Consider the following 6685-nt stretch of genomic DNA (forward strand, 5'->3'; position numbering starts at 1 on the left):
CCGGCGCGCACCCGCCCGACGGCCAGGACCCCGACCGCTACAGAGAATCATCTAACCGACGATCTCAAACACCTTCTGAGCGAAGCGGGTCCACACCTCGGTGATGCCGGCGGGTTGAGAGGCGTCGCCGCGGCGTACCGCGACGGCCTCGTCGAGGCCCTCGTCGGAGCGGCGGCGTTGTTCGGCCCATTCTTCGGCCACCGGGCGGGACCACAACTTGCGGCTACCGATCACGGCCTGAGGTAGGGGTATGTCTGCCTGGTCGCGGGTTAGGTAGGAGCGCAGGGTGGAGGCGGTGACGCCCACGGTGTCGGCGAACTCGGCGAGGCTGAGGAGCTGGTCGCCAGCGAGCTCAGGCGCGGAGATCCGCACGACGCTGCCGGTCAGGGGTCGGTCGGCTGAGCGGCTCCGTGCCCAGGAGGTGAGGTCGTCAAGCCAGCGCTCTGGTGGCGCGTCGTCGACGTTGACGTACTGGACCTTGCTGACCCGGGCCTTCGTGGGATCGCCGGTTCCAGTGGTGAGGATGTCGGCGGCGGTAATGGTCGTTGCTCCGGGGGCCGGGCGGCGGACGTAGGTCTCGCTGGCGTGGTCCCAGACCTGGGAGGGCCGGTACCAGCTCTCCCCGTCCCACCAGTATCCGCCGGCGCGGAAGAGAAGCGCCGCGTCCCATTTGGCGTGCACGGCGGAGGCGTCCCGGTCGCGGTACAGGAGCACGGTGCGGCCGTGGTCGGGGTGGTAGCGGACGCACCACGCCAGGTCGTGGCGAATCGGGTCGGTGGTGAACGCGATCCAGCCCCTCCCCTCGCGGGCGCGGTCTTGGCGGCCCCACATGTCGCTTCCATCGTGGCGTCCGACGGCCTGGATGGCATGGGGGTCGTCGAGCGGGATGTGACTGTCGTCGATGAACGGCAGGTCAGGGACGGGGTGATCGGTGCGGAGGCCGTTAGCGACGGGCTGGGGGACGCGGACCATGGTGTAACACCCTTCAATGAAAATGCTGGAGAGAGTTACAGCATATATGTCTCGCGGAGTGCGTTGCTGCGGGGATGCTTGGGGCGCAGGGCATCTGGCGGCGGTCAAGGCCGCGGGCTCAGCGCCGGGCTGGTGCTGGGAGGAGATGCCCCAGCCGGGGGGGTCGTCTCGTCGAACAGCCGGCGCGCCTCGTTGGTGCCGTCGGCCCGGCCGCGAGCGCCCGCTAGGACGATGTGGGCGGTGAGCGTGCTGGGCGTCGGCGCCCTACGACGCTGGGTCGGCCTGTCCGTCGAGCGCGGTGTGGGTGTCGGTGCGCAGCTGGGTGACCAGGCCGCGTGCGGTGCTCGTGCCGACTTCCAGCCGCTTGCGCAGCGTTTCCGCGGAGATCGGGCGTTGGTGCTGCCGCCAGTGCAAGACGTCCTCGGCGCGGGCCCGGTGCAGCAGGTCCTGGTTGCGGGCCTCGCGTGCGGCCTCGCGTGACGGTGAGCGTGTGGCCGTGGTCCCGTCCCGCATCGGTTCGAAGGCGGATGGGGTGGTCGGTGGTCGACGCTGTGCCACCGGTGGGGGTGGGCTGTCAGGCGCCTGCGTTTCGGCGAGGTGTCGGCCGGTTTCTATGGTTTGCATGGCGTGGAGGAGACGCGGGTGAGGTCGACCCGAGGCGCGGTACTGGGCTCGCACCCAGCCCGTCTCCTCGGGTCGCCTCCCGCACCGGACGTGCGCCTTTCAACGCATCCGGCGCTCCACAAGCCCCGCTGTGCGGACTGGTTCTGTCACGTGACGCTGGGCCACGGCGACGGGATCTTGGCGCCCCGGTAGCGGTATCGGGTGGTGCTGACCGACGCCGGGTCGAACAAGGTCACGTTGCCGTCCGCGGGCCACCACTTGTCCCGAGGGTTCGTGCAGTAGCGGCGTAGCAGTTTCTCCCAGTTGGTTCGCCGGTGTTTCTTACGCAGCCATCGCATCACCCGGCTCCACACGTAGGAGCGTAGGTACTCGAAGGTCGCACTTGACACACCGGCCCGGAAGTAGGCTGTCCAGCCCCGCAGCGCCGGGTTGATCCGGCATGTGAGGTCGGCCAGGGTCTCGTTGACGTTCTGCATGCACATCGCCTTCACCTTCGCCTTGATCGCCTGAAGGGCTTTCTTCGACGGGTAGGTGTAGACGTAGTGCTGGGCTGTTCCTCTTTTGCGGTGCCGCTGGATGCGCCACCCGAGGAAGTCCAGTCCCTCGTCGATATGGGTGACCAGTGTTTTCTCCGCCGACAGGGACAGCCCCATCGGTTCGATGGCCGTGGCGATCTCGGGGAGGAGCTGCTCGGCTTGTTCCCGGGTTCCGGAAACCATGACCACGAAGTCGTCCGCATACCTGATGATCCGGTAGTTGGCGAGCCCGTGCCGGCGCCGTTTCGCTCGTTCCACCGTACTGATCGTGTACTGGTCGAAGTGCTCGTCCAGTACCGTCAGCGCCACGTTGGCCAGCAACGGAGAAAGGATACCGCCCTGCGGAGTGCCGACGTCGCTCTTCCAGGTCTGGCCGTCGCCGTCGAGTATCCCGGCTTTCAGAAAGGCCTTGACCAGGTCCAGGACGCGTTTGTCTCCGATCCGGCGGCGCACCCGGCCCATCAGGGCCGTGTGGTCGATCCGGTCGAAACACGCCTCGATGTCGCCCTCGACCACCCACTCGTAGGAGTTGGTGGCCAGGTGCCACGTCTCGGTCACCGCGTCCTGCGCGCGACGGTTCGGGCGGAACCCGTAGGAACACGGGCGGAAGTCCGCCTCGAAGATCGGCTCCAACACCAGTTTCAGGGCCGCTTGCACGGTCCTGTCCCGGACCGTGGGAATCCCCAGCCGGCGAATCTTTCCGTTCGCTTTCGGGATGTTCACGGACCGGACTGGCAACGGGCGGAACTCACGTGCCTTGAGATCAGCACGCAGTCGTTCCAGCAGGGACGCATCCCGCTGCCCGACCCGCACCTGGTGGGCGGTGACACCGTCCACCCCGGCGGTTCGGGCGCCCTTGTTCCTCCGCACCCGAGCCCATCCCACCAGAAGGAAAGCGGGATCGGCGACGAGATTGTACAGATCGTCGAACCGTCGACCGGGATCGTCGACCGCCCAACGGTGCAGCTTGGTCTGGATTTCCAGTACCCGGCGCTCGGCGTCGTGCAACGCCTTGTCCGAAGCGTCGGTATTCACCAACGACCTCCTGGCATTCCAGCATCCTCGCCGCGGGCCTGCTGGCCCCCTTCGCCATGTGGACGGCTTTCCCGCCCTCGGACTACTACGGGGCCTCCGCCCCGCCCCGCGCCTTCAACGGACGACGCATCTATCCCACCCCCGACAACGACTGCCGAGGACCGGACCGACGCGGGACGGTTCCCACGTTCAATGCTTAACCGATCGACGGAGGAGGCACCCAGCTCCTGCCCCTGCGGCATCGCCACGGCTACGCCGCAGACCTTCACCGTGGCCTCCCTCCGGTCATAGGTGAACCGGTTCAGGAGTTCCCCCGAAAACCACCCGGGGTGCGCACCGCATCCCAGCCCATATCCGCCAGATTTGAGCTGGTGGACCGCTTGAGAGGCTTTAATCGCTGGTTCCTGCACGTATACCTTTCCGTCTCGCTCGCCGGACCCGGACCGTCTGGCAGTACCACCCCGTCCCGGCTTTGTCAGGGCTGCTTCCCGCCCTCACCCGCGTCTCCGGGCTCAGACTGCCCCCAGCTTCAGCCGACCCGCTGCGACGGGCCGACGGCGGAGTCCTTCCACCTCCGCTCGGTCAAACACTGCTTCGTGGCGCACGCCGACCTCGGCCCAGCCGATGAGGAGTAGCGGCCCGACGGAGTTCGAACGCGCCTTGCCGTACTGGCCGGCGATCAAGGGTTCCGCGATGTTCAGGGCCAGCGTTAGCAGGCTCGCGAAGACGAGTAGCCGTCGCGTCGAGCGCAGCACCTCGACTGGCCGCGTCGTCCCCGCACGCGTGGGGATCTTCCCGCGAGGCCCTCGCGCAGGGCCCGGGTGAGGGGGCCGTCCCCGCACGCGCGGGGATCTTCCCGGATTGTTAATCCGTGTGTTGGAAGTTCGTCTGCCCTGTCAATGCCATTGACCCGCGGCCCGCTGGCCACGACATGCGCCGATGATGGAGCAGCATCGAACATGCGGCTCCTGATCGAGCAGGTCGCGACCTGGCCGCTGCGGACGGTGGGCTCATTGTGGGTGCGGATGTTCCGGCACGGGGCGGCACCCGGCGACACGCTGCGGCATTGAGAACGCCGCGACCTGGGAGAATGCGACATTGCCCGGCACGGCGCGACATGGCGCGGCACGCCCCCATGCGACTTGTAATCGAGCGGCTAGGGGTTCGAGTCCCCTCACCGGCTCCGTTAATTTCTTTTATAAAAGCACCGGCCGGTAGCTCTCTTATCTCTGAGCGGACCCGACGGCGGCAACTGCGTCGAAGTCGCCCACACCACCAGCCACATCGAAGTCCGCGACTCCAAAAACCCTGACGGACCACGGCTCACCTTCACCGCAAAAGCTTGGCGCACGCTCACCGCCGCCCTCCTCGCCAGCGCTCCCACCGGCATCGTCACGCACGGACACACCGGCGAACCCACAGCCGTCTACCTCCGTACCAGACACCGCCCCGTCCCGTAGGCGAGCCGGGCTCCCGGGACCCCGGCTCATCTCGGGTGGGCGAGGAGTCGCTGGACCAGGCCGTTGACGAACTCGCGGAGGCGGCGCAGGGGAGCGCCGCCTGTTCTGATGCCGATGAGCAGCAGAAATGAGGTGGCGGCGAGAAAGTAGGAGTTGCCGGCGACGAGCTGCCAGCCTGCCCAGGCGTACTCCCGGTTCTGGGTGTTCGGCACCCACCACACCGGCGAGATCAGCAACAGGACGGTTCCGGCGGCCGCCGCGACCAGGACCCATCGCCCTGACCGCGGCGTTCCGCCGGTTCCCGGTGTGTGGTCACCACGCCGGGTGGGCGCGGCCAGCCACGCCAGCGCGGCGAGCGACCACATCCAGTGGTGGGTCCAGGAGACCGGCGACACGAGCAGGCCGGTGAGGCCGCAGACCGTCCAGCCAAGCGGGGCGTCGCCACGGCGGGTCACCCGCGCTGCCAGCAACAGGCCAGTGGCGGCGACAGCGATCGTCACCGCGCGGTACCAGGTCTCGGCGTAGATGGCGTGGCCAGCGAGTCGGGTGAGCACTCCGCACAGCGACTGGTTCGCGGCGTAAGGCGTGCCGCCGATGTAAGACGGATCGGTGACCAGTTCGGTCCAGAACAGGTGCGAGTCGGCCGCGGTGGGCAGCGCCGCGAGCACGCCGACGCCGACGAAGGTGGCTGAGGCGACCGCGGCGGCTTTCGAGCGACCGACGAGCAGCAGATACGGCACGAAGATCAGCGGAGTGAGTTTTACCGCGCCGGCGAGGCCGAGAAGGACGCCGCGTGGCAGGCGGCCAGTTCGTCCGCGTAGGTCGAGCAGCACCATCAGGGCCAGCGGGATGTTCACCTGCCCGAACCCGAAGTTCTGCCGGACGGGCTCGCACGCCAGAACCACGACGGCGGTCCCGAGCAGCAGACCTCCGGCGGCAACCGGCCGCCCCGCCGTGGCGGCGATGACATGCCTGCCGGGCAGGCCGACGGCGGCCGCGATCTCGCGGACGAAGAATGCGAGGCAGACGAACAGCAGCCCGCCCCACAGCGCCTGCGCCATCCACTGCGGTAACGCTGCTATCGGGGCGAACAGGAACGCCGCGAACGGCGGGTAGGTGAACGGCAGGCCGGTCCGCGGCATCACCTGTTCGTAGAGCGGCCGGCCGTGTAACAGCGCGGCCCCGCCCATCCGGTACACGGCCAGGTCGATACGGGTTCCGATGGCGCCCACGCCGGCAGCGGCGAGCGCGCCCATGACCAGGAAGGCGGCCGTCCACCGACCTGCGTCGAGCGCCATCGACGTCGGGTCATCCGGATGCCCCGCACCGACCGACAGAGGGAAAGTGCTGGTCACGGACCTGTCTAATGGACGAGCAGACCCTTGCGCTTCACCAGGGGCCGGGGATTTGCGGTCGGCCGGAGGGGGAAGGCCGCCTGTATCGACGGGGACTGCACTCATCTGCGCGGGCCTTCCAAAGGGGCATAGGTCGGACGGCGACGCCAAGGTTATCGTCGAACAGCCAACGGACGATGACGTCTATCCGACACCGTCTGCCCGCGTACGCAGATCTCCGCCGTGAGGTGGGCAAAAAGCTGAAGCCTACCTGGACGGCGGATTTTCCGATCGTGTGAGGCCTGAAAATTCGATGGACGGCCCGTGGCCTGGTCTTTTGTCGTCGCCCCGGCCCGGGTGGCGGTCGTGTACGCATCGTGTGACGCCGAAGAGGCCTGCCGGTCGCGGCCTGTGCGGGCTGAGCGCGACGATGGTGATACTGGGGCCGTCGGAGGCGACGAGCAGCTCACGCCGGCGTCCCGCTCCCGCTCCCGTTCGACGGACAGAACCTGATGATGGTTTCTCCCGCGTACGCGGCCGTTTGACGGGCGTACGCGGGAAACCACGACCAGATCTAGCCGAGTGGCGCGGGTATCAGCCGCACGCCGGATTCTGTCGCCCAGCCAGGGAATCCACTGACCTGGCTGTTGGTGACCCTGAAGGTGCCGTCGCCGTTGGAGAAGGCGACGGGGATGGTGTTCCAGCCGGCTGGGCCGGTGAGAAC

General features: G+C 68.0%; 5 protein-coding genes and 1 pseudogene. 1 reads left to right on the forward strand and 5 read right to left on the reverse strand.

The window, feature by feature from the left end:
* Nucleotides 1-51 precede the first annotated feature (51 nt).
* The 4 genes and pseudogenes from MXD58_RS16850 to MXD58_RS16865 all read right to left on the reverse strand — a co-directional run bounded on the left by MXD58_RS16850 (nt 52) and on the right by MXD58_RS16865 (nt 3922).
* A complete protein-coding gene (locus MXD58_RS16850) occupies nt 52-972 on the reverse strand; it encodes a hypothetical protein (RefSeq protein ID WP_248839361.1) in 921 nt (306 codons plus the stop codon).
* 264 nt (nt 973-1236) lie between these two features.
* Nucleotides 1237-1431, reverse strand: a pseudogene (locus MXD58_RS16855) (hypothetical protein); the annotation flags it as partial.
* 311 nt (nt 1432-1742) lie between these two features.
* A complete protein-coding gene (ltrA, locus tag MXD58_RS16860; RefSeq protein ID WP_248839360.1) occupies nt 1743-3167 on the reverse strand; it encodes a group II intron reverse transcriptase/maturase in 1425 nt (474 codons plus the stop codon).
* Nucleotides 3168-3679: 512 nt separating this feature from the next.
* A complete protein-coding gene (locus MXD58_RS16865) occupies nt 3680-3922 on the reverse strand; it encodes a hypothetical protein (protein ID WP_250609527.1) in 243 nt (80 codons plus the stop codon).
* 474 nt (nt 3923-4396) lie between these two features.
* On the opposite strand from MXD58_RS16865, the gene MXD58_RS16870 reads away from it, so the two are divergent.
* Nucleotides 4397-4627, forward strand: a complete 231-nt coding sequence (locus MXD58_RS16870) for a DUF397 domain-containing protein (protein ID WP_284678475.1) — start codon at nt 4397-4399, stop codon at nt 4625-4627.
* A gap of 26 nt (nt 4628-4653) precedes the next feature.
* On the opposite strand, the gene MXD58_RS16875 is transcribed toward MXD58_RS16870, so the two are convergent.
* Nucleotides 4654-5925 carry a glycosyltransferase 87 family protein gene (locus MXD58_RS16875; RefSeq protein WP_248839359.1) on the reverse strand — a complete coding sequence of 424 codons (1272 nt, stop codon included), beginning with the start codon at nt 5923-5925 and terminating at the stop codon, nt 4654-4656.
* Nucleotides 5926-6685 lie beyond the last annotated feature (760 nt).

Origin of the sequence: Frankia sp. AgKG'84/4, assembly GCF_023242965.2 — a bacterium.
Lineage (GTDB): Bacteria > Actinomycetota > Actinomycetes > Frankiales > Frankiaceae > Frankia.